Consider the following 24,262-nt stretch of genomic DNA (forward strand, 5'->3'; position numbering starts at 1 on the left):
GGCTCGTCACATCAGAAACGCGTCTCGCGTGCGGCACGCAGGAAGTTGTCCAGCACCGGCGTGCAATCCAGAAACTCCGGACCGCCTGCGCGGTGGAATTCCGGGTGCCACTGCAAGCCCATCACGAACGGTGCCTTGCGGTAGCGAATCGCCTCCACCACTCCGTCCTCCGCACACACCGCCTCTACGCTCAGATCGCGCCCCAGCGTCTTGACCGACTGGTGGTGAATCGAGTTGACGATCGGCACATCGACCGGCGCCAGCATCTGCGCGAGCGACGAACCTTCCGGGAAAGTCAGCGTGTGACGATTGTGTTCGTACGTTTCCGTGACGTGCGGGATCGCTTCGGGCAAATCCGTCGCAATGTCCTGATGCAACGTGCCGCCGAACGCCACGTTGATCAGTTGGCAGCCACGGCAGACGCCGAGAATCGGCTTGCCCTGCTCGACAAACTCGTGAAGCAATTCAAGTTCGTACATGTCACGCATGCGGTCGCCCTGCCATTCGTGACGCGTCGCCACTTCCGAATAGGTGTGCGGCGAAACATCTGCTCCGCCCTGCAAGACCAGCCCGTCGAGGTGCTTCGCGTAATCGTGCAGACGGATATGGCTCGGGTGAAGCAAGCCTTGCGTGTCCACCGTCGGAATCATGAAGACGAGCACATCGCGCGACATCACCCAGTGCGCAATCGACTCTTCGAGGTATTGCAGCGTTTTGCTGCGCAATCCCTTCGAACCGGGTTCCGGGTGGAAGATACGGGCCGAGATGCCGATCTTCAGCGTGCGTTGCGTGATGCGCTGACCGGCGCGGTCGTACCAGGCACGGAAGCGCGCGGACGTGATCCGGCGCAGCACCGACCACGGCGAGTCGCCCGCCTGCAAGTACGACGGCTGGCCGCCCATCGACGCCGGACTGCCCGGACGCGGCCCGGCCCCGCCGAACGACGGCTGATGCGGTGGCTCACCACCGCCTGAACCGCCACCCGCGCCACCGGCAGCACCGGCAGCACCTGCCCCCGTCTCGCCGATGTTGCCCCCGGCACTCCCTACACCGGCCGCCTTCACGTCATCACCCGATTTCGGCACGGGTGAGCCGATCGGATTGCGGTCGGACGCCACTTCGGCGGCCGAGGCGGGCCTGGCAGATTTGGCGGCGGACGCAGGCGTCTCGGCCTTCGAATCGTCCGATCCGTCGGCTCGCACCGCGCTGCCTTGCTCGGCAGGCGGCGCAGGACGTGTCAGCGTGTCAGGATTGGGCGGCATGTCGCCGGACCCTTCGGCCGTACCGGCCACCGGCTTTGCCGTGGGACGCGGCGTCGCAGGCGACGCGGGCTCCACATACTCGGACGAACGCGTCGCAGGCGAGTCTGCGGGCGAGTCGCTGTGCTTTGCGGGTTCGTGTGCTTCGGAGGCTGGAGCCGTCGGCGAGGTTGCGCTCTTACTCGTATCGGATTCGGGCTTGGACGGCTGCTGCGGCGATTTCGGATCTTGAGCGTCGGTCATGATGGCGTTTGGATGCGTCCGAAAAAAGGTGGACGAAAGGGGAAAGTAGGATTGACCACGTCGGCCCGGGAATTATCCCGCCGCCACAATCCCGCCGCAACCGCTATCCCAAACGTCCCTTTTTGCGAGCCCCGCGACATCAGCCTCGCCCCGCCCCGCTTTCGCACACCGATGAAACCGTCCCGGTCGGGCGATGTCTTAGTTCATTGTTACGCATGGGATGCACGCCAGCGGCGGTTGAGCTCGGCTCGGCACATATCACACTGATTGCGTATAATCGAGACAAATTGCACGATATTCAATCGATATTGAACGACGTTCGTGTCGATTGAGTGAAATCGCGTTTCGGCGTCCAACGTTGCCCGGGCCTGACCGGGGCTTCCCGGCGGACGCATTGGTACCAGGAGTCTGCAAGTGAAGCGTTTTCTTCGTCTGTGGCAAATCGCCCGCCATGATTTCCGCGTGCTCTGGCATGCGGCCCGTGACCCGCGCCGTCCGCGCTGGCTGTTGCCTGCTGTGGTGCTGCTCGCGATCTATCTGCTCAGCCCCATCGATCTGATCCCGGATTTCGTGCCGGTGTTCGGTTTGCTCGACGACGTGGTCGTGATCGGCATGGTGGTCCACTGGCTCATCAAGCGCCTGCCGGTCGATGTGCGCGAGGACGCGCGCGCGCATGTGTTCACCCAGCGAGCCTGATGCTTGCTGACGGGCGCGCATCGCAAGAAATGAAAAAGGACGCCGAGGCGTCCTTTTTCATTGGCGTCGCACAAAACGTGCAAAACGCGCGCGAGTGGCTCAGGGCATCAACAACGTCGACCCGGTGGTCTTACGCGCTTCGAGATCGCGATGCGCTTGTGCGACGTCGGCCAGCGCATAACGCTGATTGACCTCGATCTTGACCGTGCCCTTGCCGACCACATCGAACAACTCGTTGGCCGTGGCGTCCAGATCGGCGCGCTTGGCGGTGTAGTTGAACAACGTGGGACGCGTGAAGAACAACGAGCCGCGCGACACCAGATCCGCCGTGTTGATTTGCGTGACGGGGCCGGACGCGCTACCGAAGTTCACCATCGTGCCCAGCGGACGCAGGCAGTCGAGCGAGCCGATGAAGGTGTCTTGACCGATGGAGTCGTACACGACCGGCACGCCTTCGCCGCCCGTGATCTCTTTCACACGCTCGACGAAGTTCTCACGGGTGTAGACGATGGGGTGATCGCAGCCGTGCTGGCGCACCAGCGCGGCTTTCTCGTCCGAGCCGACGGTACCGATCACAGTCGCACCCAGCGCCTTCGCCCACTGACACACGATCAGCCCCACGCCACCGGCAGCGGCGTGAATCAGAATGGTGTCCCCGGACTTGACCGAATACGTGCGACGCAGCAGGTATTGCGCCGTCATGCCTTGCAGCATCATGGCGGCGGCCTGATCGTCGCTGATGTTATCGGGCACGCGCACCAGCGGTGCAGCAGGCATCACACGCGCCTGCGAGTAAGCCCCGCACGGACGGCTCGCGTAAGCCACGCGGTCGCCGGGCTTCACATGCGTCACGCCCTCGCCTACTGCCTCGACTACGCCAGCGGCTTCCATGCCGAGACCGGCAGGCAGCGGCTGCGGATACAACCCAGTGCGGAAATAAACGTCGATGTAGTTCAGCCCGACGGCGTTATGGCGCACACGCGCCTCACCCGGACCGGGTTCCCCGACTTCGACATCGACCCACTTCATCACTTCCGGGCCGCCGTTCTGTTCGATGCGAATGGCTTTTGTCATGATTGTCTTCCTCGCTCCTTTCTGTCTGGGTAGTGTTATGCCCCAGCGTGGCGGTCGCTCACGCCGAGGGTTGTGCGGCCAGTTGGACGATCAACTGTTCGAGCAGCAGACGCGCCGTCGAGCTGTTGGTCGCGCACGGTACGTTGTGCACGTCGCAAGCGCGCACCAATGCGTTGATGTCGGGTTCATGGGGCTGCGGCGTCATGGGGTCGCGCAGGAACAGCACCATGTCCACGCGCCCCTCGGCCAACTGCGCGCCGATCTGCAGGTCGCCGCCGTGCGGGCCGGAGAGCATGCGCTCGACGTCGAGACCGAGTTCCGAGGCGATGCGCCCGCCGGTCGTGCCCGTCGCGACGAGCTGGCACTGACGCAGTACCTCGACGTAGTCGCGTGCGACCGCGAGGATCTCGTCCTTCTTCTTGTCGTGCGCGATCAGCGCAATCCTTACCTTGGGTACCGTCGAAACCGTCATGAATGCGAGTCCTGAGTGCTGATGCGTGCAGTGAATGCGATAGATGAATGCGCCGTGGCGCGGGTCAGAACGTGCCGGGGTACGCCCCGCCGTCGATCAGCACGTTCTGTCCGGCGATGTAGCCCGCGTGCGCGCTGCACAGGAACGCGCAGGTCGCGCCGAACTCCTCGGGCTGGCCGAAGCGGCGCGCCGGAACGGCGGCAGCGCGCTTGCCGCGCATATCCTCGACACTCTGACCGCTCTTGGCCGCCGACGCCTTCAGGGTCGCCGTCAGACGATCCGTGTCGAACGCGCCCGGCAGCAGATTGTTGATGGTGACGTTGTGCGACACGGTGGTGCGCGCCAGGCCGGCGACAAAGCCCGTCAGCCCGGAGCGCGCGCCGTTGGACAGCCCGAGAATGTCGATGGGTGCCTTCACGGCGGACGACGTGATGTTCACGATGCGCCCGAAGCCCCGCGCGATCATGCCGTCAACGGTGGCCTTGATCAGTTCGATGGGGGTGAGCATGTTGGCGTCGAGCGCACGAATCCAGTCGTCGCGCTGCCAGTCGCGGAAGTCGCCCGGGGGCGGACCGCCCGCGTTCGTCACGAGGATGTCGGGCTGAGGGCAGGCAGCGAGCGCCTGCGCACGGCCTTCCGGCGTGGTGATGTCGCAGGCCACGGCAGTCACGTTCACGCCCGTGGATGCACGGATGTCGGCAGCGGCGGCGTTCAGCGCGTCGGCCGTGCGCGCGACGATCACGACATTGACACCGGCTTCGGCCAGCGCTTGTGCGCAGGCGCGCCCCAGTCCCTTGCTCGCGCCGCACACCAGCGCGGTGCGGCCCTTGATTCCCAGATCCATGTTCTGCCTTCAAGACAAGTGATGCGTTGGTCGTTGGCCGCTTTTCAGTGTCTTGCGGCCGTCTTGCAGCGATTCTAAGTCGAAACCCGGACCGGCATCGCCCGCATCGGCTAAAATCGCGGCCATGCGGGCCGAACCGGGTCATACCGACCCGGCCATCCAGCGGCCCAGCCCCAAATTGCCTGCCATGAAACAAGACACCCGATTCCCGAACCTCTTCATCTGCGATCACCCGCTGATTCAGCACAAGCTCTCGCACATGCGCGACAAGGAAACGTCGACGCGCACGTTCCGCGGTCTGCTGCGCGAGATCACGCTGCTCATGGGCTATGAGATCACGCGCGACCTGCCGCTCACGACCGAGCGCATCGACACGCCGATGGTCGAGATGGACGCCCCGGTCATCGCGGGCAAGAAGCTCGCCATCGTGCCCGTGCTGCGCGCTGGCGTCGGCATGAGCGACGGCTTGCTCGATCTGGTGCCGTCCGCACGCGTCGGCCATATCGGCGTGTATCGCGACGAGCAGCATCGTCCGGTCGAGTATCTCGTGCGCCTGCCCGACGTCGCCGACCGCCGCTTCATCCTGTGCGATCCAATGGTCGCGACCGGTTACTCGGCCGTGCACGCCGTCGACGTGCTGATCAAGCGCGGCGTCACGCCCGAAAACATCGCATTCCTCGCACTCGTGGCCGCGCCCGAAGGCGTGAAGGTGCTGCACGACGCGCATCCGGGCGTGAAGCTCTACGTCGCTTCGCTTGACGAGCGTCTGGACGACCACGCGTACATCATCCCGGGTCTCGGCGACGCAGGCGACCGCCTGTTCGGCACCAAGAACTGATGCATTGATGCGCTGATGAAAAAAGCCCCGGTCCTGCCGGGGCTTTTGCTTTGGGGGCGCGTCTTGCGGCGTCTACCTCATGCCGCCTTGCGTCGCGTGGCCATCGCCACGCCGATGGCCGCCAGCACCATCCCCGCCCACGCCAGCGGCGGCATATGCTCCCCGACCATGAGCCAGGCCGCGAGCGCCGCCGAGGGCGGCACGAGGAAGAACAGCGCCGACACGCGCGACGCCTCGCCGCGCCGGATCATCGCCAGCAGCAACGAAATCGCGACGATCGAGTTGCCGATCACCAGGTAGACGAGCGTGAGGCCGAGTTGCCACGTCCACGCGACGTGCATCGGCTCGAGCCACCATGCGAGCGGCAGCGTCGCCGCGAACCCGACGAAGTACTGCACCAGATTCGAGGTCACCGGGTGCTGGCCCACACCGAAGCGCTTTTCGTACAACGTGCCGCACGTAATCGCGCCCAGCGCCACGAACGTCAATAGCAGTCCGACGGCCGACGTCGCCTCCACCGCCGAGCGCGCCACGATCACCAGCGCCGCCCCGGCCAGTCCCAGACCGAGCCCGATCCAGTTCAGCCCGCTCACGCGCTCGCCCACCAGATGCGGCACCGCCAGCGCTACGAGAATCGGTTGCAGCGACGTGATCAGCGCCACACTCCCCGCCGATACGCCGAGTCGCAGCGCCAGATACGTCATGCTGAAATACAGCGCCTGAATCAACAGGCCGATGACGATGAGATGACCCCATGCCGCCGCCGTCTTCGGCAACGGCGGGCGCATGACGACCGCGAGCGGTGCCAGCACCACGAGCACCAACCCGTAACGCAACGCCAGGAAGGTCAGCGGATCGGCATATTCCAGCCCGATCTTGGCGACGGTGAAACCAACGGACCACAGGAACAGGAAGATGAGCGGTGCGGCGCGCAGCCACAGCGGATCGTGTGCGACACCGGTTCGCACCGGCTCCAGCGAAGATTTGAGGGACATCGGCGAGTGAGCGACCTTTTATTGTTTGACGGGAACCGGATCTGCAACACGGGCAAAGAAGACGCGAGAGGCGATAAGCGATAAGCGATAAGCGAGAAACGAGAGAACGCGGGCGCGCGATGCGCAATGCAACGCCCGCGTCAGCGTCAGCGTCAGTATCCGCCTTACCGGCGCTTGTTGCCGCCCAGAATGCTGCCCAGCACGCCGCGCACGATTTCGCGTCCGAGCTGGCTGCCGACAGTGCGCATCGTGCTCTTGACCATCGCTTCGACGGGCGAGTCCTTGCTGCGTGACCCGCTACCGCCCAGCAAGCCGCCGAGAGAGTCGAGCCAGCCACCACCACCCGCTCCACCGGCCCCGGCGGGTGCACCGCCCGCTGGCGCAGGCGAGCCGTCCGGCTGCCGATCCTGCGTACGGCCCACGAGCTTCTCGTACGCCGATTCGCGGTCGACCACGTTCTCGTACACGCCTGCGACCAGCGAGTTGGCCATCAACGCCGCGCGCTCCTGCGGTGTGATCGGCCCGATACGCGACGCGGGCGGCGAGATGTAGGCTCGCTCCGTGATGGCGGGACGCCCCTTTTCGTCGAGCAACGACACAAGTGCCTCACCGACACCCAGTTCGCCGATGACCGTCTCGATGTCGAGCGACGGATTGGCGCGCATCGTCTGCGCAGCGACCTTCACCGCCTTCTGATCGCGCGGCGAATAAGCGCGCAACGCGTGCTGCACGCGGTTGCCCAACTGGCCAAGCACCGTGTCCGGCACGTCGACCGGGTTCTGCGTGACGAAGTACACACCGACGCCCTTCGAACGAATCAACCGGACCATCTGCTCGATGCGTTCGAGCAAGGGCTTCGGCGCTTCGTTGAACAGCAGATGCGCCTCGTCGAAGAAGAAGACGAGTTTGGGTTTGTCCGGGTCGCCCACTTCCGGCAGGCGCTCGAACAGCTCCGCCAGCAGCCACAACAGGAACGTGGCGTAGATGCGCGGGGCGGCCAGCAGCTTGTCCGCTGCGAGAATATTGACGATGCCGCGTCCCTGCGCGTCCGTCTGCATGAAGTCTTCGATGTTGAGCATCGGCTCGCCGAAGAACTTGTCCGCGCCCTGTTGCTCCAGCGTGAGCAGCCCGCGCTGGATCGCCCCGACCGATGCCGCCGAGATATTGCCGTACTGCGTGGTGAAGTTCGACGCGTTGTCGCCCACATGCTGGAGCATGGCGCGCAGGTCCTTGCTGTCGAGCAGCAGCAGACCGTTGTCGTCGGCAATTTTGAAGACGAGGTTGAGCACACCGGTCTGCGTCTCGTTCAGGCCCAGCAGGCGAGAGAGCAGGAGCGGCCCCAAATCGGAGATGGTGGCGCGCACCGGGTGGCCCTGTTCGCCGAAGACGTCCCACAGCGTGGCGGGGCTGCCGTGCCAGTCGGGCGTGTCGAAGCCGAGGTTGGCGATGCGCTCCTTGAGCTTGGGCGTCTCGACGCCGGGCTGCGTGATTCCCGTCAGGTCGCCTTTGACGTCCGCCATGAAGACGGGCACGCCAATGTCCGAAAATGCCTGGGCGATGACTTGCAAGGTGACGGTCTTGCCGGTGCCGGTCGCGCCGGTGATGAGCCCGTGACGGTTGCCCATCGCGGGTAGCAGGCCGAGCAGGTGCTGTGCGTTGCGCGCGATCACCAGCCCTTCACTGGACTCGTGAGCGGAACTCGTTGAAGCAGCGGATGTTGCGACGGGGGAGACGGGAACGGCTGGGGTCGCGGTGGACGACGCTTGCGACGGCACGGGCTTCTTGGGCATGAGCGACCTCTGCGGTAGACGCGGCGTGGCTCGTGACACGGCGCAGCAAACACCCGTGGCACGGTGCGGCGGCATGATAAAATTGCCTCCGATTATAGCGGCACAGGTTGCCGCTCGGACTGCACCGCCCCGAAATGCCCCACGCGACCGACAGGATCCGTGCGAGACGACGGGGCGGCGAGGCAATCGGCGCCCGCGACCCCATTGGTGGCGGGCGCTCCCGTTTCAAAGGTTGGCCGCGCCGGACTGCGCAGGCCGGCAGAGCATACTTCGCCGCCCAGCGCGGCACGACGGAGAAATTCATGGCGGGTCATAGCAAATGGGCCAACATCAAGCACAAGAAGGCTGCGGCAGATGCCAAGCGCGGTAAAGTCTGGACACGTCTGATCAAGGAAATCACGGTCGCGGCCCGTCTGGGCGGCGGTGACGCCGACAGCAACCCGCGCCTGCGTCTGGCCGTCGAAAAGGCTGCCGACGCGAACATGCCCAAGGACAACGTCAAGCGCGCGATCGATCGCGGCGTGGGCGGTCTGGACGGCGCGAACTACGAAGAAATCCGCTACGAAGGCTATGGCATCAACGGCGCGGCCGTGATCGTCGACACCATGACGGACAACCGTGTGCGTACGGTGGCCGAAGTGCGTCACGCCTTCTCGAAGTTCGGCGGCAACATGGGCACCGACGGCTCGGTCGCCTTCCTCTTCACGCACTGCGGTCAGTTCCTGTTCTCGCCGGAAACCTCGGAAGACAAGCTCATGGAAGTGGCGCTCGACGCCGGTGCGGACGACGTCATCACCAATGAAGACGGCAGCTTCGAAGTGGTTTGCCCGGCTAACGACTTCCAGTCCGTCAAGGACAAGCTCGAAGCCGCAGGCCTGAAGGCAGAAGTCGCCGAAGTGACGATGAAGCCGCAAACCGAAGTGGAATTCACCGGCGACGACGCCGTGAAGATGCAAAAGCTGCTCGACGCGCTCGAAAACCTCGACGACGTGCAGGAAGTGTTCACCAACGCCGTCATCGGGGAATAAGTATGAAGATCATGGTTGTCGGCTCGGGCGGCCGCGAACACGCGCTCGCGTGGAAGCTTGCCCAATCGCCGCGTATTCAACTGGTCTATGTCGCACCGGGTAACGGTGGCACGGCGCTCGACGAACGTCTGCGCAACGTGCCGATCAGCGATCCGAACGTGCTGGCCGAATTCGCCGCACGCGAAGGCATTGCGCTCACCGTCGTCGGCCCGGAAACGCCGCTGGCCGCCGGTATCGTCAACATCTTCCGCGCCCGTGGCCTGAAGATCTTCGGACCGACGAAGGAAGCCGCGCAGCTCGAATCGTCGAAGGACTTCGCCAAGGCGTTCATGAAGCGTCACGGCATTCCGACCGCCGATTACGAAACGTTTGCCGACGCTGCCGCCGCGCACGCCTACATCGACGCCAAGGGTGCGCCGATCGTCATCAAGGCCGACGGTCTGGCCGCCGGTAAGGGCGTGGTCGTGGCGATGTCGCTGGAAGAAGCGCACAACGCCGTCGACATGATGCTCGCGGACAACAAGCTCGGCGACGCCGGTGCGCGCGTGGTGATCGAGGAATTCCTGCAAGGCGAAGAAGCCAGCTTCATCGTGATGGTCGACGGCAAGAACGTGCTGCCGCTGGCCACGTCGCAGGATCACAAGCGTCTGCTGGATAACGATCAGGGCCCGAACACGGGCGGCATGGGCGCTTACTCGCCCGCACCGATCGTCACGCCGCAGATTCACGCGAAGGTGATGCGCGAGATCATCATGCCGACGGTGCGCGGCATGGAGACCGACGGCATTCGCTTCACGGGCTTCCTCTACGCCGGTCTGATGATCGACGCCGACGGTAACGTCAAGACGCTCGAATTCAACTGCCGCATGGGTGACCCGGAAACGCAGCCGATCATGGCGCGTCTGAAGGGCGACTTCTCGGTGGTGGTCGAGCACGCGATTGCGGGCACGCTCGACAAGATCGAGCTCGACTGGGATCGTCGTTATGCGCTGGGCGTGGTGCTCGCCGCTCACGGCTACCCGGACACGCCGCGCAAGGGCGACCGTATCTCGGAAGTTCCGGCAGAGACCAACGAATGCGTGACGTTCCACGCAGGCACGCAACTCGAAGACAACGTGCTCAAGGTCACGGGCGGACGTGTGCTGTGCGTGGTCGGCCTGTCCGACACCGTGCGCGGCGCGCAAAGCGTGGCGTACCAGACCGTCAATCAGATCAACTTTGACGGCATGCAGTATCGTCACGACATCGGCAACCGCGCACTCGCACGCAAGCCGGAATAAGTCGCGAGCGTCCGGCCGTTACCTGACTTACGCCGGATCGCTTCACCACGGCCCGGGGAACTTCGCGTTCCCCGGGCCGTTGTCTTTTGACGCAGGCGTAGCCGTCGTCCATCCCCACCATCCCCGCGCCCCCTTGATGGGCCGCCTCACATCTTCATTCCCCCGCGATTGACAAGCGCTGGCCAAATTGGCACGCTGGCGTCGCGTGACATCGAAGGTTTACCCGGAGAGTACGCGGCCGGCCAGCCCCGGCGGCATTCATGCAGTTTTCCCGACAGACCCTCGCTCGACGGAGACTTACATGTTCGACCTCGATAAGCTGGTCAACGATTATCTGGTGCCGTTCGGCCTGAAAATCGTGATGGCCGTCGTCATCTGGATCATCGGTGGCATCGTCATCAATCTGCTGGCGCGGCTCGTTCGCAGCGCGATGAATCGCCGCCACATCGATCCCACCCTCGTTCGCTATACCGAATCGACGATGCGCATTGCCCTGCGTATCGCGCTGATCCTTTCCATTCTGAGTGTCTGCGGCATCGAAACGACATCGTTCGCCGCCCTGCTTGCTGCCGCAGGTATCGCCATCGGCGCCGCCTGGTCCGGACTTCTGTCGAATTTCGCGTCGGGCATCTTCCTGATCGTGCTGCGTCCGTTCAAGTCGGGCGACATGATCAGCGCGGGCGGCGTGACGGGCGTGGTCGACGAAATCGGCCTGTTCGTCACCACGCTTACGACACCGGACAACCTGCGCGTGTACGTCGGCAACACGAAGGTGTTCGGCGACAACATCACCGTGTACGACGCCAACGCCTTCCGGCGCGTAGATCTCACGGCACAACTCGCGCATACGGTCGATCTGAACGATGCTGTGGCCCGTCTGAAGGCCCGCGTGGCGCAGATTCCCAACGTGGCCGAGAAGCCTGCCGTGGACGTCGAGATTCTCGAGTTCAATCCGTCCGGGCCGGTGCTCGCGGTGCGGCCTTACTGCCACAACCGCGACTACTGGCAGGTCTACTTCGACACCAACAAGGCGATTGCCGAAGTCGGCGGCACAGCTCACTGGCCGGTGCCCGCCACGCGGCAGATTCTCATGCCCCCGCCAGGTGTGGCCGGACCGGCGGTCGGCGGCACCAGCGCCGTGCCACCGATCGTGCCGGGCGCAGGTGGCACCGCGCCTGCCGGGACGTTGCCGAACGCACCGGCACCCTGAACCCGTCGGGCGAGACATCCTTTGATTCAGCTTTGATTCAGGTCATTCGGGCGGCACCTGCACGCGGTGCCGCCCGCCCGCGTCTGCCCTCGTGCCGGTACAATCGCGGATAAAACCGCAATTTGCATACACAGACCACGCAAGGGACGTCACAGAATGACAGCGCAAGACACCGCACCGGCGCCGGACACGGGCGCGGTACGCACGTATCTTCTCGGGCTTCAGGACCGCATTGTCGAGACGCTGGAGCGCCTGGACGGCAAACGCTTCTTGGTCGACGACTGGCAGCGTCCCGCCGATGGCGCGCTCCGTGGCGACGGGCGCACCCGCGTGCTCGACGACGGTGACTTCTTCGAGCGCGGCGGCGTCAACTTCTCCCATGTGATCGGCGACAAGCTGCCCGCGTCGGCCAGCGCCTCGCGGCCTGAGCTGGCCGGACGCGGCTTTGAAGCGCTCGGCGTCTCGCTGGTCCTGCATCCGCGTAATCCGTACTGCCCCACAGTGCACTTCAACGTGCGCATTCTGATTGCCACCGCGCCCGGCGAGCTGCCCGCGTTCTGGTTCGGCGGCGGCATGGACCTCACGCCGTACTACGCGCACGAGGAAGACTGCCAACACTTCCATCAGACGTGCAAGAACGCGCTCGATCCGTTCGATACCACTTGGTATCCGCGCTTCAAGACGTGGTGCGACGAGTACTTCTATCTGAAGCATCGTCAGGAACCGCGCGGCATCGGCGGCATCTTCTTCGACGACTTCTCCGGTGGTGGCTTCGACACGGGCTTTGCCGTCATGCAAAGCGTGGGCGACGCGTTCCTCGATGCTTACGTCCCTATCGTCGAGCGCCGACGCGGCATGCCGTACGGCGAGCGCGAACGCGATTTTCAGGCGCATCGCCGTGGTCGCTACGTCGAATTCAATCTGGTCTGGGACCGTGGCACGCATTTCGGCCTGCAATCGGGCGGACGCACCGAGTCGATTCTGATGTCGATGCCCCCGATCGTGAAATGGCACTACGACTGGAAGCCGGAGCCGGGCACGCCCGAAGAAAAGCTCTACACCGACTTCCTCGTGCGCCGCGAGTGGGTGTAAAGGCTCTGCGCGCATGACCGTCACTTCCTCTGCACAGCAAGCCGACGCGGGCAACCCGGCCAGCCCGACGCGCAAGCGCATCGGCGTGCTCGGCGGCACGTTCGATCCGATCCACACCGGCCATCTCGCGCTCGGCGCGCTGTTCGCACGCACGCTGGCGCTGGACGAACTGGTGCTGATGCCCGCCGGGCAGCAGCCGCAGAAGCAAGGCAGCACGGCCGCCGAGCACCGGCTGGCCATGACCCGGCTTGCCGCACAGGGGCTGGCGGCCGAGTTGGCCGTCACCCATCCGTCGACGCAGGTGATCGTCAGCACGCGTGAGATCGAGCGCGCCGGGCCGAGCTACACCGTCGATACCCTGCGGGACATGCGGCAGGACGCCGGGCCCGACGCGTCGCTCTCTCTGCTCATCGGCTCGGACCAGTTGGTGCGGCTCGACACCTGGCACGCATGGCGCGAACTGTTCGATTACGCCCACGTCTGTGCGGCGGCACGGCCCGGTTTCAGTCGCGAAACAGCGTCGCCGGAACTGCGTCAGGTCTTCGGAGAACGGGAAAAGTCCGCGCTCGGGGTACAATCCACGCCATGCGGCGGCATCCTGATCGACGACTCACTGGCCGTCGACATCTCCGCCACCGAGTTGCGCGCCATGCTGGCGCACGCGCGAGACACCGTCACACCCCCGGCAAACCTGCCCGAACCCGTGTGGCAGTACATCCGCACGCAACACCTGTACCGCGCCTGACGGCCCCACGGCAATTGCCGGGCCGCTATCTCGCACCCCTGTTTCACCAAATAGACGCACTATGGATATTCGTAAACTTCAGCGCCTGATCGTCGACGCCCTCGAAGACGTCAAGGCCCAGGACATCAAGGTGTTCAACACCGAACACCTCACCGCCCTGTTCGAGCGCGTGATCATCGCGAGCGGCACATCGAACCGCCAGACCAAGGCACTGGCCGCGAGCGTACGCGACAAGGTCAAGGCCGCCGGCGGCGACATCGTCAGCATGGAAGGCGAAGACGTGGGCGAATGGGTGCTGGTCGACACCGGCGACGCCATCGTGCACATCATGCAGCCGGCCCTGCGCCAGTACTACAACCTCGAAGAAATCTGGGGCGAGAAGCCCGTCCGCCTGAAGGCCGCCGGTACCAAGGCCGGTGCAAAGGCCAGCGCGGAAGACGAAGACGAGGAAGACGCGCCCGCCGCCCCGGCACCGGCTCGTCGCAAGACCAGCAAGTAAGACGCCGCACACGATCCTGCCGACATGCGTCTGTTCATTCTCGCAGTCGGGCACAAGATGCCCGGCTGGATCGAGACCGCCTTCGCCGAGTACGCCAAGCGCATGCCGCCCGAGCTGCGCATCGAACTCAAGGAAATCAAGCCGGAGCAGCGCTCCAACTCCCGCACGGCCGAGACGGTCATGGCCGCCGAAGCGCAACGCATCGACGCGGCGCTGCCGCGCGGCTGTCGTCTCGTCTGTCTGGACGAACGCGGGCAGGATCTCACCACCATGCGGCTGGCTCAGTCGCTCACCGTCTGGCAACAGGACGGGCGCGACGTGGCCTTCGTGATCGGCGGCGCCGACGGACTCGACCCGACCCTCAATTCGCGTGCCGACACCCTCATCCGCCTCTCCAGCCTCACCCTGCCGCACGGCATGGTGCGCGTGCTGCTCGCCGAACAGCTCTACCGCGCCTGGAGCATCAACGCCAATCACCCCTACCATCGGGTGTGACGGCGCGCTGTCGACAGGATGGCTGGCAACGTGACTTCGCATTGCATTACGTGACGTTGCGCACACCATCCTTGTATGACAAAAAAATAAGTCATCCGTAAGTCATCAACGCTTTTTGCGGTGCAACGCAACGTTGTACCGGACCGTCGATGCCCCGCCGGGCCTTGCTGGCCGGGGCGCTTCACCCCGTGTCAATCCCCCCGTTGCACTCGCGTGCAACACGCGTTGTGCGCTGCGGATGGAAATAACACGGCGACGTGTTAGTCTACGCGGCGCTACAGTTCGCACCGCGAACAAGTAGGGTCCACTCACACAATCAGACCCTTGACTTCTCGTGAACCCCCGGAGATTGGCATGAAGCAACCTTCCCTGCGCACGTTCGCCCTCGCTGGCGTTGGCGCCGCACTGGCACTCGGCATGAGCACGTCGGCCCTGGCCGCCACGGAAATCCAATTCTGGCATTCGATGGAATCGGCCCTCGGCGATCGCGTCAACCAGATCGCAGCCGACTTCAACGCATCGCAAAGCGACTACAAGATTGTCCCGATCTACAAGGGCAACTACGAGCAAGGGCTGGCCGCAGGGATCGCCGCCTTCCGCGCTGGCAACGCACCGGCCATTCTTCAGGTGTACGAAGTGGGCACCGCCACGATGATCGGTGCCAAGAAGGCCGTGAAGCCCGTGTGGCAAGTGATGAAGGACGCCGGTGAGCCGTTCGACGAAAAGGCCTTCGTGCCCGCCATCGCCGGTTACTACGCCGACAGCAAGACCAATCACCTGATCTCGATGCCGTTCAACAGCTCGACGCCGGTGCTGTACTACAACAAGGACGCCTTCAAGAAGGCCGGTCTCGACCCGAACAAAGCGCCGAAGACGTGGGCCGACGTGAAGGCCGACGCCGAGAAGCTGAAGGCCTCGGGCATGTCGTGCGGCTTCACGATGGGCTGGCAAGGCTGGACGCAGCTCGAGAACTACAGCGCGTGGCACGCCCTGCCGTTTGCCACGAAGGACAACGGCTTCGGCGGCCTCGACGCCAAGCTGGAATTCAACGGTCCGCAACAGATCAAGCACATCCAGTTCCTGGCCGACATGGCCAAGGAAGGCACGTTCACGTACGTGGGCCGCAAGGATGAAGTGACCTCGAAGTTCTACAGCGGCGACTGCGGTATCGCCATGACGACGTCGGGCGCGCTTGCCAACATCGGCAAGTACGCCAAGTTCAGCTACGGCGTGGGCATGATGCCGTACGACGCCGACGTGAAGGGCGCACCGCAAAACGCCATCATCGGCGGTGCCAGCCTGTGGGTGCTCGCGGGCAAGTCGGCCGCTGAGTACAAGGGCGTGGCCAAGTTCCTGAACTACCTCGCTTCGCCGGCCGTGGCCGCAAAGTGGCACCAGGACACCGGCTACCTGCCGGTCACCAAGGCCGCTTACGAGCTGACCGAGAAGCAAGGCTTCTACGCGAAGAACCCGGGTGCCGACACGGCCATCAAGCAGATGCTCAACAAGGACCCGCTGCCGTACACGCGCGGTCTGCGTCTGGGCAACATGCCGCAGATCCGTACGGTGGTCGACGAGGAACTCGAAGGCGTGTGGAGCGGCAAGCAAACGCCTAAAGCTGCGCTCGACAAGGCAGTGGAACGTGGCAACGACCTGCTGGCTCGCTTCGCGAAGCAAGGCAGCTAAGTCGCCCTCAACGTTTGGTGAACGCACGATGACGCACGCAATGCGGGGGCTTTTCCTGCATTTGCGGGAGGAATCGTGACGTTACAATGACACCACCCCGGCTCGCGTGATACGCGGGCCGGTTTGGTTTTTTTCGGTCACTACGTTATGGCGCAAAACTCCAGAGAACGCCCCCGCTTCGGCACCGGCTGGCTGCCCTACGCGCTTGTCGCGCCGCAGCTCATCATCACGGCCCTGTTCTTCCTTTGGCCTGCGGGCGAGGCCCTGTGGCAATCCACCTCGACGCAAGACGCCTTCGGCCTGTCGAGCGAATTCGTCGGGCTCGACAACTTCACCTCGCTGTGGGGTGACTCGCTCTATCTCGCGTCGTTTAAAACGACGATGATTTTCAGCGGACTGGTCACCGTCTGCGGACTGGTCATCTCGCTGTTGCTCGCGGCGATGGCCGACCGGGTCACGCGCGGCAAGCGTCTCTACCAGACGCTGCTGATCTGGCCGTACGCCGTAGCACCGGCCATTGCCGCCGTGCTGTGGGCCTTCCTCTTTAACCCGAGTATCGGTCTGGTCACGTACGGCCTGGCGAAGGTCGGCATCGAGTGGAACCACGCGCTCAACGGCGGGCAGGCGATGTTCCTCGTCGTGCTCGCCTCGATCTGGAAGCAGGTCAGCTACAACTTCCTGTTCTTCTACGCCGGGTTGCAGGCGATTCCGCGCTCGCTCGTGGAAGCCGCCGCGATTGACGGTGCAGGCCCGATCCGACGCTTTTTCGGGCTGGTGCTGCCGCTGATTTCGCCGACGACGTTCTTCCTGCTCGTGGTCAACCTCGTGTACTCGTTCTTCGACACCTTCCCGGTGATCGACGCGGCCACCGGCGGCGGTCCGGGTCAGTCGACCATGACGCTGATCTACAAGATCTACTCGGAAGGCTTCAAGGGGCTCGACCTCGGCAGCTCCGCTGCCCAGTCGGTGGTGCTGATGGTCATCGTCATCGTGCTCACGGTCGTGCAGTTCCGCTTCATCGAACGCAAGGTGCAATACGCATGATCGAGAACCGTCGCGGCCTGGATATCTTCTGCCACGTCATGCTGATAATCGGCGTGCTGCTGGTGGTCTTCCCGCTCTACGTGGCGTTCGTCGCCGCCACCATGAACGAGAGCGAAGTCTTCAACGTTCCCCTGTCGCTCATTCCGAGCACGCACCTGCTCGAGAACTTCTCGACGGTGTGGAGCGCGGGCACCGGCAACGCTGCCATGCCCTTCGGACTGATGCTCGGCAACAGTCTGTTCATGGCACTGGTCGTCACGATCGGCAAGATTTCGGTGTCGATCCTGTCGGCCTTCGCCATCGTGTATTTCCGCTTCCCGCTGCGTAATCTGTTCTTCTGGCTCATCTTCGTCACGCTGATGTTGCCGGTCGAAGTGCGGATTTTCCCGACGGTGCAGGTGATTTCGAGCCTCGGGCTCATCAACAGCTATGCCGGTCTGACGATCCCGCTGATCGCCTCGGCCACGGCCACGTTCCTGTTCCGTCAGTTCTTCATGACGCTGCCGGACGAGCTCGTCGAAGCCGCGCGCATCGACGGCGCAGGGCCGATGCGCTTCTTCTTCGACGTGGTGCTGCCGCTGTCGAAGACGAACATTGCGGCGCTGTTCGTCATCACCTTCATCTATGGCTGGAATCAGTACCTGTGGCCGATTCTGGTGACCAACGCGCCGGAAATGACCACGGCGGTCGTGGGTATCAAGAGCATGATCGGCAGCGGCGACACCGCTACCCAATGGCAACTCGTCATGAGCGCTACGTTGCTCGCTATGCTGCCGCCGCTCGCGGTGGTGCTGCTGATGCAACGCTGGTTCGTGCGCGGTCTGGTCGATTCGGATAAGTAATCATGGCAAATCTCAAACTCCATAGCGTCAAGAAAACCTACGACCAGAACAACTACGTGCTGCACGGTGTCGACATCGACATCGAAGACGGCGAGTTCGTGGTCATCGTCGGCCCGTCGGGCTGCGGCAAGTCGACGCTGCTGCGCATGGTCGCCGGTCTCGAATCGGTGAGCGAAGGCAGCATTCTGATCGGATCGCAGGTCGTCAATCAACTGGAGCCGAAGGATCGCAACATTGCGATGGTGTTCCAGAACTACGCGCTGTATCCGCACATGGACGTGCGTCAGAACATGTCGTACGGCCTGAAGATTCGCGGCATCGACAAGAAGGCCATCGAAGAGCGCGTGCTCGCGGCGGCGCGCATTCTCGAACTCGAACCCCTGCTCGCGCGCAAGCCGCGTGAACTCTCGGGTGGTCAGCGTCAGCGCGTGGCCATGGGCCGCGCCATCGTGCGCGAACCGGCCGTGTTCCTGTTCGACGAACCGCTCTCGAACCTCGACGCCAAGCTGCGCGTGCAAATGCGTCTGGAAATCCAGCGTCTGCACAAGCGTCTGAAGACGACGAGCCTGTACGTCACGCACGATCAGGTCGAAGCCATGACGCTGGCCGATCGCGTGATCGTGATGAACAAGGGCTACGCCGAGCAGATCGGCACGCCGACCGACGTCTACGAGCGTCCGGCGTCGCTGTTCGTGGCGAGCTTCATGGGCTCGCCCGCGATGAACCTGCTCAAGGGCCGGGTCGACGCGGAAGGCCGTACGTTCGAAGTCGACGGTGGCCCGGCGCTGCGTCTGCCGCCGACGAGCATGGCCCACGCAGGGCGCGAACTGGTGCTTGGCGTGCGTCCGGAACATCTGGTGCCTGCCGAACAGCAGAACGGGCTGGGCGCGTTCGCCGCACAAACCAGCATCACCGTCGATCAGCTCGAACTGCTCGGCGCGGACAACCTGCTGCACGGCCGCTGGGGCGAGCAAAACCTGACGGTGCGCCTGCCGCACGAGTTGCGTCCGGCGGCCGGGACCGTCATGCCGCTGGCCATCTCCGCCAAGGCGCTGCACCTGTTCGATCCGTCGACGGGCAAGCGGGTGGAAGCATGAGCGGCATGAGCCCGGACCCGGCAACCGCCCATTTGTGGCGCGACTGGCCGTATCCGCGCATCGTCTCGCATCGCGGCGGCGGCAAGCTCGCGCCGGAGAACACGCTGGCTGCCTTCGAGATGGGCGCATCGCTGGGCCTGCAAATGGTCGAATTCGACGCCAAGCTCTCGGCGGATAACGTCGTCTTCCTGCTGCACGACGACACCGTCGATCGCACCAGCAACGGCCACGGCTCGGCGGCGCAAATGACGTACGCCGAGATCGAGGAGCTCGACGCGGGCAGTTGGTTTGGCGCGGATGGCCGCTTTGCCGGTCAGACGATGCCGACGCTGGCGCAGGTAGCGGAGCGTTGTCAGGCGCTGGGACTCGCGGCGAACGTCGAGATCAAGCCGTGCCCGGGGCGTGAAGCCGAGACGGGCACGTTGGTGGCACAGGCCGTCAAGGCGCTGTGGGCCGGTCAGGCTCAGCCGCCGCTGCTCTCGTCGTTCTCCTATGAGGCGCTTGAAGCGGCGGCCGCTGCCGTGCCGGAACTGCCGCGCGGCATGCTGTACGAGGCCGTACCGGCGCACTGGCGCGACGATGCCCGCAAATTGGGCACCGTCACGCTGCATGCGAGCCATAAGCATCTCGACGGCCCGCAGGTCGCAGAGATCAAAGCCGCCGGGCTGCACATGCTCGTCTACACGGTCAACGAACCGGCCCGCGCCCGCGAACTGGCCGCGTGGGGCGTGGACGCCATCTGCACCGACCGCATCGACCTGATCGGCGCGGACTTCCTCGCCGACCTCCGATCGTCGAAAGGCAGGTAGGGACGTCGCCGACGTCCCTACCGTCCCCCAAAGCCCGCTCTCGCACGCAATTCCCTTGAAAAACGGCACCCCCCTGGCGCTGCCGCATGGTGGCGGGCGGGGTCGCAAGGCGGCATAATAGGGCGTTCCCCTCGCCCAGCCCATCCAGCGGCCCGGTGCGCGCGCTGCAATTTACTGCAAAGCCGTGTGCCGGGCTGGACGAATTCAAGCCAAGCCGCCATGCCATACATCTATCTCGCTTCGCAAAGCCCCCGCCGTCAGGAACTGCTGCAACAGCTCGGCGTTCGTTTCGAGTTGCTGCTGCCCCATGCCGACGAGGACGCCGAAGCACTCGAAGCCGTGCTGCCTGGGGAGCCGCCCGACGACTATGTGCAGCGCGTCACGCGCGCCAAGGCCGAAGCGGCGGTGGCCCGTCTGGCGCGCGCCGGACTGCCCGGCGCGCCGATCCTGACGGCCGACACGACCGTCTGCCTCGACGGCACCATCCTCGGCAAGCCGTTCGACGACGCCGACGCCTGCGCCGTACTCGCCCGTCTGTCGGGCACCCGTCACCGTGTGCTCACCGCTGTAGCGGTCTGTGCCGACGGACAGATCCATCAGGCCGTGAACATCTCGCACGTCTGGTTCCGGCCGTTGCGCCGCGAGGAGATCGAGCGCTACGTCGCCTCGGGAGAACCGAAAGGCAAGGCGGGCGCTTATGGTATTCAGGGGAAGGCCGCCGAGTTTGTGATGCGAATCGACGGCAGCTACTCCGGCATCATGGGACTGCCGCTTTGCGAAACCGCCGCGCTGCTGCGTCAGGCGGGCGTCGACTTCTAACGCCATTTGGCCCCGCGCATTTCGAGTCTGGTCGACAATTTATGAACGAAGACATTCTGGTCAATATCACGCCACAGGAAACCCGTGTGGCGCTTATGCAGCTCGGCGCTGTGCAGGAACTGCACATCGAGCGCACGCTCTCGCGCGGTCTGGTAGGCAACATCTATCTGGGAAAGGTCGTACGCGTGCTCCCGGGCATGCAGTCGGCCTTCATCGATATCGGGCTGGAGCGCGCGGCGTTCCTGCATGTGGCCGATATCTGGCATCCGCGCACGAATAACGACACGTCCGTGCCGCATCCGCAGCCGCCCATCGAGAAGACGGTTTTCGAAGGGCAGACGCTGATGGTGCAGGTCATCAAGGACCCGATCGGCACGAAGGGCGCGCGCCTGTCGACGCAAGTCAGCATTGCCGGACGCACGCTCGTCTACCTGCCGCAGGAGCCGCATATCGGCATCTCGCAGCGTATCGAGAGCGAAGCCGAGCGCGAGGCGCTGCGCAGCAAGATTCAGGCGCTCGTGCCCGCCGACGAGAAAGGCGGCTTCATCGTGCGCACCATTGCGGAAGATGCGGCCGACGCCGAACTCGCCAACGACATCGCCTATCTGCGCAAGTCATGGCAGACGATTGGCGAGCAAAGCACGCGTGTGCCCGCCCCTGCGCTGCTGTACCAGGATCTGAATCTGGCCCAGCGCGTGCTGCGCGACTTCGTGCATGAAGAGACAGGCAAGATCCTCGTCGACTCGCGCGAGACGTATCAAAAGCTGGCCGAGTTTGCGTCGATCTACACCCCGGCGGTGCTCGGCAAGCTCACGCACTACACGGGCGAGCGTCCGCTGTTCGATCTGTACAACGTCGAGACGGAAATCGAGCGCGCGTTGTCGCGTCGTGTCGATCTGAAGTCCGGCGGCTATCTGATGATCGACCAGACCGAAGCGATGACGACCATCGACGTGAACACCGGCGGCTACGTCGGTGCGCGCAACTTCGACGATACGATCTTCAAGACCAATCTTGAAGCAGCGCTGATGATTGCGCGCCAGTTGCGGCTGCGTAATCTGGGCGGGATCATCATCATCGACTTCATCGACATGGAGAGCGCCGACCATCGCGACTCCGTGCTCGCGGAGTTGAAGAAGGCGCTCGCACGCGACCGCACGCGTATCACGGTGAACGGCTTCTCGCAGTTGGGGCTGGTGGAGATGACCCGCAAGCGCACGCGCGAATCGCTCGCGCACGTGCTATGCGAACCGTGTGCCGTGTGTCAGGGCAAGGGACAGGTCAAGACGCCGCGCACGCTGTGCTACGACATCCTGCGCGAGATTCTGCGTGAATCGCGCCAATTCAATCCGCGCGAGTTCCGTCTGATCGCCTCGCAGGAAGTCGTCGATCTGTTCCTCGAAGAAGAGTCGCAGCACCTCGCGATGCTGATCGACTTCATCGGCAAACCGATCTCACTTCAGGTCGAATCGTCGTTCCATCAGGAGCAGTACGACATTATTCTGATGTAAGCGCTTTCACAAAAAACCGGGGCATCCGCAATACAATACGCAATAGATCCGATTTCGTCGTGCGCGAAAGCACGCCCCGGCCATGCCCTACTCGAACTACGACAACCTGGCGGCATCGAGCGAGGCGCTCGACAAACATGCCGTCGCGCGCCATTCGACCTGGGTCAGCATCTGGGTCAATGTCGTGCTGACGACCGCCCAGATCGTCATCGGGATCTTCGCGCGCTCACAGGCGCTGATCGCCGATGGCATCCACTCATTCTCCGATATCGTCTCCGACTTCGTGGTGCTCGCCGCCGCACGCGGCAGCGCCCGGGCACCGGACGCCGATCACCCCTACGGCCACAGCCGCTACGAGAATGCCGCGTCGCTGTTCCTGGGCGTGATCCTGCTCGTGGTGGGGGCGGGCATGTTGTGGCGTGGCGTGGAGCGTTTGCTGCACCCCGAGGACATTCCCGAGGTGCACACCATCGCGTTGGTCGTGGCGGTGATCGTGCTCGTCAGCAAGGAAGGACTCTTTCGCTACATGCTGCGCGCGGCACAACGGGTGCGCTCGGCGATGCTCGTCGCCAACGCCTGGCATGCGCGCTCGGATGCCCTGTCGTCGCTCGTGGTGGCGTGCGGGATTCTCGGCAACCTCGCGGGCTACCGCATTCTCGATCCGCTCGCGGCAGCGCTTGTGGGACTGATGATCGGACGCACCGGATGGAAATTCGGCTGGAACGCCTTGCAGGACCTGATTGATCGCGGCGTGGACGACGACACGACCGACACGATTCGCCAGCGGCTGCTCGACACACCAGGCGTGCGTGGCATCGACATGCTGCGTACGCGACGCATGGGCGATGAGATCGTCGTCGACGTCCACATTCTGGTGGACGCAAGGCTGTCGGTCTCGGAGGGGCACTACCTGGCCGAACAGGCCCGGGCCGCTGTCATGAACGAACCACAGATCCTAGACGTGCTGGTGCACGTCGATCCGGAAAGCGACACCAAGGGCACCGCGCTGCAACAGTGGCCAGCGCGCGCCGTGGTCGTCGGTGCGGCCGAACTGCTGTGCAGGGCCAATGCGCTGGCCCTGCACGACGTCAAGCTGCACTATCTGAACAATGGGCTGGAAGCCGATGTGATCGTCGAAGGGCTGAACGGTTCGATCGGTACGAACGGGTCGAACAGTTTGGCAGCGGGCGACGGTGGCATCGAAGGGCCGTCGCAAACTGTCGCAGATGCCCTGACCGCCCGCTTCGCTCCGCTGGGATTGCGGTACGTGCGGGTGCTCAGGGTGACGGGCGAAACTCAGTCTTCGTGAGTGTAGTCGGCGAACAGCATGCCCTGCTTGTCCTTGTCCGAGACGACCGGCGTGATGCCGTCAAGGGGCCAGGGAATCGCCAGCGTCGGATCGTCCCAGCGGATGCAGCGCTCGAATTGCGGCGCCCAGTAGTCGGTGGTCTTGTACAGCACCTCGGCCGTCTCCGACGTCACCACAAACCCGTGGGCGAAGCCCACCGGAATCCAAAGCTGCCGCTTGTTCTCGGCGCTCAGCACTTCGGCGACCCACTTGCCGAACGTCGGCGATCCTTCGCGAATGTCGACTGCGACGTCATATATCTCGCCTTGCAGCACTCGGACCAGTTTGCCCTGCGGCTGCTTGACCTGATAGTGCAGACCGCGCAACACGCCGCGCACCGAGCGCGACTGATTGTCCTGAACGAACGTGAGCGTCTCGCCAAGACCGTCGTTGAAATTACGCTGGTTGAAGCTTTCGAAGAAATGACCGCGCGAGTCACCGAACACCTTGGGTTCGATCACGCGAACGGCCGGAATGGCGGTCGGAATCACTTGCATATTGAGGTACCGGTATATATCTGAGACAGAGAACTGAGACGAAGAGGCG

At 64.1% G+C, this 24,262-nt stretch carries 24 protein-coding genes; 17 read left to right on the top strand and 7 right to left on the bottom strand.

The window, feature by feature from the left end; translation table 11 throughout:
- Window positions 1–11: 11 nt before the first annotated feature.
- The gene (locus ACIQWO_RS23315) at window positions 12–1,502 is read right to left on the bottom strand and encodes a gamma-glutamyl-gamma-aminobutyrate hydrolase family protein (RefSeq protein WP_402829340.1); all 1,491 of its coding nucleotides are present in this window, start codon (window positions 1,500–1,502) and stop codon (window positions 12–14) included.
- Between the two features lie 414 nt (window positions 1,503–1,916).
- Here ACIQWO_RS23315 and ACIQWO_RS23320 point away from each other — a divergent pair, with 414 nt between their 5' ends.
- Window positions 1,917–2,198: a YkvA family protein gene (locus ACIQWO_RS23320; protein WP_402829342.1), complete on the top strand. Its 282-nt coding sequence runs from the start codon at window positions 1,917–1,919 to the stop codon at window positions 2,196–2,198.
- A gap of 99 nt (window positions 2,199–2,297) precedes the next feature.
- Here ACIQWO_RS23320 and ACIQWO_RS23325 read toward each other — a convergent pair whose 3' ends face one another.
- The 3 genes from ACIQWO_RS23325 to ACIQWO_RS23335 all read right to left on the bottom strand — a co-directional run bounded on the left by ACIQWO_RS23325 (window position 2,298) and on the right by ACIQWO_RS23335 (window position 4,588).
- Window positions 2,298–3,272: a quinone oxidoreductase family protein gene (locus ACIQWO_RS23325; RefSeq protein ID WP_402829344.1), complete on the bottom strand. Its 975-nt coding sequence runs from the start codon at window positions 3,270–3,272 to the stop codon at window positions 2,298–2,300.
- Window positions 3,273–3,330: 58 nt separating this feature from the next.
- On the bottom strand, window positions 3,331–3,744 hold the full coding sequence (locus ACIQWO_RS23330) for a methylglyoxal synthase (RefSeq protein WP_402829347.1): 414 nt from the start codon (window positions 3,742–3,744) through the stop codon (window positions 3,331–3,333).
- Window positions 3,745–3,808: 64 nt separating this feature from the next.
- A complete protein-coding gene (locus tag ACIQWO_RS23335; RefSeq protein WP_402829348.1) occupies window positions 3,809–4,588 on the bottom strand; it encodes an SDR family oxidoreductase in 780 nt (259 codons plus the stop codon).
- A gap of 187 nt (window positions 4,589–4,775) precedes the next feature.
- Between ACIQWO_RS23335 and upp the strand changes: the two genes are divergently transcribed.
- Entirely contained in the window at window positions 4,776–5,426 is a 651-nt protein-coding gene (upp, locus tag ACIQWO_RS23340) for a uracil phosphoribosyltransferase (protein ID WP_402829349.1), read from the top strand.
- A 77-nt stretch (window positions 5,427–5,503) separates the two neighbouring features.
- Here the strand turns inward: upp and ACIQWO_RS23345 are convergent, their stop codons facing one another.
- Together ACIQWO_RS23345 and ACIQWO_RS23350 are read right to left on the bottom strand one after the other, a co-directional pair.
- Window positions 5,504–6,421, bottom strand: coding sequence for a DMT family transporter (locus ACIQWO_RS23345; RefSeq protein WP_402829351.1), 918 nt, complete (start codon window positions 6,419–6,421; stop codon window positions 5,504–5,506).
- Between the two features lie 164 nt (window positions 6,422–6,585).
- Window positions 6,586–8,046 (bottom strand): helicase HerA-like domain-containing protein, encoded by a 1,461-nt coding sequence (locus tag ACIQWO_RS23350; RefSeq protein WP_402829645.1) that lies wholly within the window; start codon window positions 8,044–8,046, stop codon window positions 6,586–6,588.
- 467 nt (window positions 8,047–8,513) lie between these two features.
- On the opposite strand from ACIQWO_RS23350, the gene ACIQWO_RS23355 reads away from it, so the two are divergent.
- From ACIQWO_RS23355 to ACIQWO_RS23425, 15 genes are all read left to right on the top strand, one after another.
- Window positions 8,514–9,239: a YebC/PmpR family DNA-binding transcriptional regulator gene (locus ACIQWO_RS23355; RefSeq protein ID WP_402829353.1), complete on the top strand. Its 726-nt coding sequence runs from the start codon at window positions 8,514–8,516 to the stop codon at window positions 9,237–9,239.
- Window positions 9,240–9,241: 2 nt separating this feature from the next.
- Window positions 9,242–10,519 (top strand): phosphoribosylamine--glycine ligase, encoded by a 1,278-nt coding sequence (gene purD, locus ACIQWO_RS23360; protein ID WP_150576348.1) that lies wholly within the window; start codon window positions 9,242–9,244, stop codon window positions 10,517–10,519.
- Between the two features lie 301 nt (window positions 10,520–10,820).
- Window positions 10,821–11,729 (top strand): mechanosensitive ion channel family protein, encoded by a 909-nt coding sequence (locus ACIQWO_RS23365; protein ID WP_402829356.1) that lies wholly within the window; start codon window positions 10,821–10,823, stop codon window positions 11,727–11,729.
- Window positions 11,730–11,885: 156 nt separating this feature from the next.
- A complete protein-coding gene (hemF, locus tag ACIQWO_RS23370) occupies window positions 11,886–12,821 on the top strand; it encodes an oxygen-dependent coproporphyrinogen oxidase (RefSeq protein ID WP_402829358.1) in 936 nt (311 codons plus the stop codon).
- 13 nt (window positions 12,822–12,834) lie between these two features.
- Complete coding sequence (locus tag ACIQWO_RS23375) at window positions 12,835–13,566, top strand: nicotinate-nucleotide adenylyltransferase (RefSeq protein WP_402829360.1); 732 nt, start codon at window positions 12,835–12,837, stop codon at window positions 13,564–13,566.
- A gap of 61 nt (window positions 13,567–13,627) precedes the next feature.
- On the top strand, window positions 13,628–14,065 hold the full coding sequence (gene rsfS, locus ACIQWO_RS23380; protein ID WP_257958438.1) for a ribosome silencing factor: 438 nt from the start codon (window positions 13,628–13,630) through the stop codon (window positions 14,063–14,065).
- A gap of 24 nt (window positions 14,066–14,089) precedes the next feature.
- Complete coding sequence (rlmH, locus tag ACIQWO_RS23385; RefSeq protein WP_402829363.1) at window positions 14,090–14,560, top strand: 23S rRNA (pseudouridine(1915)-N(3))-methyltransferase RlmH; 471 nt, start codon at window positions 14,090–14,092, stop codon at window positions 14,558–14,560.
- A 354-nt stretch (window positions 14,561–14,914) separates the two neighbouring features.
- Complete coding sequence (gene ugpB / locus ACIQWO_RS23390; protein ID WP_402829365.1) at window positions 14,915–16,246, top strand: sn-glycerol-3-phosphate ABC transporter substrate-binding protein UgpB; 1,332 nt, start codon at window positions 14,915–14,917, stop codon at window positions 16,244–16,246.
- A 147-nt stretch (window positions 16,247–16,393) separates the two neighbouring features.
- Window positions 16,394–17,290, top strand: coding sequence for a sn-glycerol-3-phosphate ABC transporter permease UgpA (gene ugpA, locus ACIQWO_RS23395; protein WP_402829367.1), 897 nt, complete (start codon window positions 16,394–16,396; stop codon window positions 17,288–17,290).
- A complete protein-coding gene (gene ugpE, locus ACIQWO_RS23400) occupies window positions 17,287–18,132 on the top strand; it encodes a sn-glycerol-3-phosphate ABC transporter permease UgpE (RefSeq protein WP_150576340.1) in 846 nt (281 codons plus the stop codon). Before ugpA ends, ugpE begins: the two co-directional genes overlap by 4 nt.
- A 2-nt stretch (window positions 18,133–18,134) precedes the next feature.
- Window positions 18,135–19,229, top strand: coding sequence for a sn-glycerol-3-phosphate import ATP-binding protein UgpC (locus tag ACIQWO_RS23405; RefSeq protein WP_402829369.1), 1,095 nt, complete (start codon window positions 18,135–18,137; stop codon window positions 19,227–19,229).
- 5 nt (window positions 19,230–19,234) lie between these two features.
- Window positions 19,235–20,038 carry a glycerophosphodiester phosphodiesterase gene (gene ugpQ / locus ACIQWO_RS23410; RefSeq protein WP_402829648.1) on the top strand — a complete coding sequence of 268 codons (804 nt, stop codon included), beginning with the start codon at window positions 19,235–19,237 and terminating at the stop codon, window positions 20,036–20,038.
- 219 nt (window positions 20,039–20,257) lie between these two features.
- Window positions 20,258–20,857, top strand: coding sequence for a nucleoside triphosphate pyrophosphatase (locus ACIQWO_RS23415; protein WP_150576337.1), 600 nt, complete (start codon window positions 20,258–20,260; stop codon window positions 20,855–20,857).
- 41 nt (window positions 20,858–20,898) lie between these two features.
- Window positions 20,899–22,368, top strand: a complete 1,470-nt coding sequence (gene rng / locus ACIQWO_RS23420) for a ribonuclease G (protein ID WP_402829372.1) — start codon at window positions 20,899–20,901, stop codon at window positions 22,366–22,368.
- An 82-nt stretch (window positions 22,369–22,450) separates the two neighbouring features.
- On the top strand, window positions 22,451–23,677 hold the full coding sequence (locus tag ACIQWO_RS23425) for a cation diffusion facilitator family transporter (protein WP_402829374.1): 1,227 nt from the start codon (window positions 22,451–22,453) through the stop codon (window positions 23,675–23,677).
- Here the strand turns inward: ACIQWO_RS23425 and rfbC are convergent.
- Window positions 23,665–24,213 carry a dTDP-4-dehydrorhamnose 3,5-epimerase gene (rfbC, locus tag ACIQWO_RS23430; protein ID WP_402829376.1) on the bottom strand — a complete coding sequence of 183 codons (549 nt, stop codon included), beginning with the start codon at window positions 24,211–24,213 and terminating at the stop codon, window positions 23,665–23,667. The two genes, ACIQWO_RS23425 and rfbC, sit on opposite strands and share 13 nt — an antisense overlap.
- Between the last annotated feature and the right edge of the window lie 49 nt (window positions 24,214–24,262).

It is taken from the genome of Pandoraea sp. NPDC090278 (assembly GCF_044772185.1).
Lineage (GTDB): Bacteria > Pseudomonadota > Gammaproteobacteria > Burkholderiales > Burkholderiaceae > Pandoraea.